The following is a 3,129-nucleotide window of genomic DNA, read 5'->3' as shown; positions in this document are numbered from 1 at the left end:
GGGCGGAGCGTTCACCCGGGACAACGCGGTGTGGGGCACCGACCGGCTGGGACGGGACGTCCTGTCACGAGCCCTTCACGGCAACCTCCCGCTCGTGACGATCTCCGTGACGGCGGCGGTCCTGTCGACCGCGATCGGAGCCGCCGTCGGGCTGACACTCGCCTGGATCCCCGCACTGCGACCGGTCGTCCGATTCGCGACCGACGTGCTGGTCACCCTCCCCCCGGTGCTCGTCATCCTGGTCGTGGCGACTGCTGGGAACGGCTCGGCCGTGGTCGTGGCGGCGGTGACGACGCTGCTGTTCATCCCGGTGAGCTCGCGCTATCTGGAGGCCGCGAGCGCACCCCTTCTCGACTCCGGGTTCGTCGAGGTCGCGCGTGCGGAGGGACGGACGAGACTGGACGTGACGGTCCGGGAGGTCATCCCGGGCCTGTCGCGACCACTTCTCACGGAACTGTCTGTCCGCTTCACCAGCGCCGTCTACCTGGTGAGCACGCTGGCGTTCCTCGGCGGCGGGGTGGGAGGGGGTGGTGACGACTGGGCGTCCACCGTCCGGGATTCGATCGCCGGGGTGACGCTCAACCCGTGGTCCGTCGTCGTGCCCGCCATCGGGATCGCGCTACTGACGGTGCCGCCTGCACTCCTGGCCGACCGGGAAGGGCACGGGGCGATCTGATGGTGACCGCCTCCACCCTCTCCGTGCGCGACCTGGTGATCCGGGACCGAAGCGGCGCGCGGCGTCTCGAGGTGCCGCGCCTGCACGTCGAGCCCGGTGAGCGCCTGGTCGTGGTGGGCCAGTCCGGTGCCGGGAAATCGACCCTCGCCCACGCCGCCGTCGGCGACGTCTCCCCCGGCCTGCGGGTGACCTCCGGATCGGTCCTCGTCGACGGGGTGGACGCGCTGGGAGCGAGCCCCCGGCAGCTGCGCCGACTCCGCCGCCGCAGCTGCCTCGTGGACCAGGATCCGGGCGTGGCGCTGACACCGTGGCGCCGGGTCGATCAACTCGTCGAGGAGAACGCGGCCCGCCCGGGCCTGGGAATACGCTACGCGCGGGACCTGGGGCTCCCCGTCGAGGAGGGATGGCTGCGTCGACGACCAGCAGAACTCAGTGGCGGCCAACGGCGCAGGGTGGCCATCGCGCGCGCTCTGTCCGTCGATCCGGGACTCGTCGTGCTCGACGAACCCACGGCCGGACTCGACCCGGACACCGCGCGAGCGTTCACCGAACTCCTCCTCTCGGTGACGGCCGGACGCACCCTCGTGCTGGTCACCCACGACGCCCGTCTGGCCCGCGAGGTGGGCGGGACGGTGGTGACCGTGGACGGCGGCCACATCGAGGAGACGGCCCCGGCGCTGCGCCCGGTCCGGTGGCCGGCCCGAGTCGCTCCCACCTCCGGGGGGACGCGCATCGGCCTCGCTTTCGACTCGCTCGCGGTGGCGTACCCGAACTCCGCGCTCATCGGACCACTCGATGCCGTCGTACCCGCCGGGTCGGTCGTCGCCCTCGCAGGTCGCTCGGGTTCGGGAAAGTCGACGGTGCTGCGCGCTGCCGCCGGCCTCCATCCCCCAGCCCGTGGGAGCGTACGGCTCGACGGGGAGGAACTGGCGCCCCGGGTCGAGGATCGGCCCAGAACCCACATCGACTCCCTCGCTCTGGTCCCGCAGGACTCCTCGCTGGCGCTCGCCCCGGCGGTCACCGTGGGTCGCAGACTCCGCCGGCTCGCGCGTGATCACCGCACCGACCTGGCGAGGGTCTGCGAGGAACTGCAGCTCGGTTCCGAGTTGCTGGACCGCCGACCCGGCGCGCTCTCCGGAGGGCAACGACAGCGCGTCGCCCTGGCCGCGGCGATCCTCCGCGAGCCGGACGTGCTCCTGGTCGACGAGCCCACCGCAGCACTCGATCGAGCGACGGGCAGTGCCGTACTCGCCAGACTCGAGCAGGCGTCGGCCGCCGGGGCCGCCGTGCTCGTGGCGACGCACGACGCGGACGTGATCGCCCGCTGCGACTCGGTTCTCGAGCTGCCGGACGTCGGGTAATCTCCCCACACCGGGTGCCGAGACCCAATGCCGGCACCCGGCACCTACCAGCGGTTACGTGACTCCTCGGCCCACCCGGTGAGGCCGTCCAGGCTGACGGCGGTGCCATCATCGAGCACCCCGGTACCGGACCAGGTCCCGAAGGCCTGGTGGGTCCGCACGGCCATGATCCCGAGTTCGGTGACGTCCCGGCGGAGGTGGAAGGGGGTGAGTGTGGCGTCCACGCGCTCCCCTCGGACCCGCCAGGCCCCCGCCGGATCCGCCAGGTCATACGTCCACCGCAGATCCTCGCCGATCTTGTGCAGGCGGCCATCGTGGAGGATCCCGTTCTCCGTGGACCCGGTCCCGTCCGTCCACCGGCCGCCGACCTGCAGCGCGCACGGCACTCCGTCCACCACGCCGCTGCCCGCTCCCCAGTTCCAACGGGTGGCGTACCGCCACCGCCCGCGCCCGCGGTCGAGAACAGCCCACCCGGTCCCGAGGTCGTGGACGACCCCGTCCAGGGTCACCGAGCCGGTCACGGGGTTGGCGAGATCCTTGAGGGTGTACTGGAACCGGCGCCCACTCCACGGCACCACCACGCCGAGGCTGTCGTGGTCCGGACGGACGATGTCCAGGCTTACCTGGAGACCCGCCGCCCGCACCCGGATTGCGGTGGTGCCCTCGTCATCGTCGATCTCGACGCGCACCCGCCCCGAACCCACTCCGGCCGACGCGTGCACCGTCCCCACCCCTGCGGCGTCGCTGAACACCGGCCGACCGAACGGACTGACCGCACCGCGCGAGGTCTCCACTCCGGTGCGGCGGTCCAGGACGTAGACCGCGCAGGTGGACAGGTAGTCGAGCCCGGCCACGGTCAGGCCCACCACGAACCGGTCGGTCACGACACCCCAGTACTCCCAGCGCTTGGTGCGACCCCAGCCGGCGATCGCGGTGCGGTGCAGCGGCGTACGGGTCCACCCGACCGCCGCCGGATCGAGTCGGCGGCCGCGGGCGAGGTCGGTGGGCACGGTGATCTCACGCTCGTGGGACATGTGTCCAGTTTTCCATTGCACGACACCGCGGCCGTCGGCGAGGCCCACCGCTCCGTCG

At 72.4% G+C, this 3,129-nt stretch carries 3 protein-coding genes; 2 read left to right on the top strand and 1 reads right to left on the bottom strand.

The features are described from left to right. Together G6019_RS07130 and G6019_RS07125 are read left to right on the top strand one after the other, a co-directional pair. A partial coding sequence (locus tag G6019_RS07130) for an ABC transporter permease subunit (RefSeq protein WP_182627290.1) occupies positions 1–676 on the top strand: 676 nt, incomplete at its 5' end. Next, the gene (locus G6019_RS07125) at positions 676–2,037 is read left to right on the top strand and encodes an ABC transporter ATP-binding protein (RefSeq protein ID WP_182627288.1); all 1,362 of its coding nucleotides are present in this window, start codon (positions 676–678) and stop codon (positions 2,035–2,037) included. The genes G6019_RS07130 and G6019_RS07125, both read left to right, overlap by 1 nt. A 44-nt stretch (positions 2,038–2,081) precedes the next feature. Here the strand turns inward: G6019_RS07125 and G6019_RS07120 are convergent. Continuing rightward, a partial coding sequence (locus G6019_RS07120; protein WP_309230180.1) for a DUF2804 domain-containing protein occupies positions 2,082–3,129 on the bottom strand: 1,048 nt, incomplete at its 5' end.

Origin of the sequence: Dietzia sp. DQ12-76 (assembly GCF_014145045.1) — a bacterium.
GTDB lineage: Bacteria > Actinomycetota > Actinomycetes > Mycobacteriales > Mycobacteriaceae > Dietzia.
This window is presented reverse-complemented; position numbering and strand designations above follow the sequence as displayed.

What these genes read in the sequence shown, in the direction of transcription:
- G6019_RS07125 (WP_182627288.1), top strand. Translation starts at nt 676, where the DNA reads ATGGTGACCGCCTCCACCCTCTCCGTGCGCGACCTGGTGATCCGGGAC.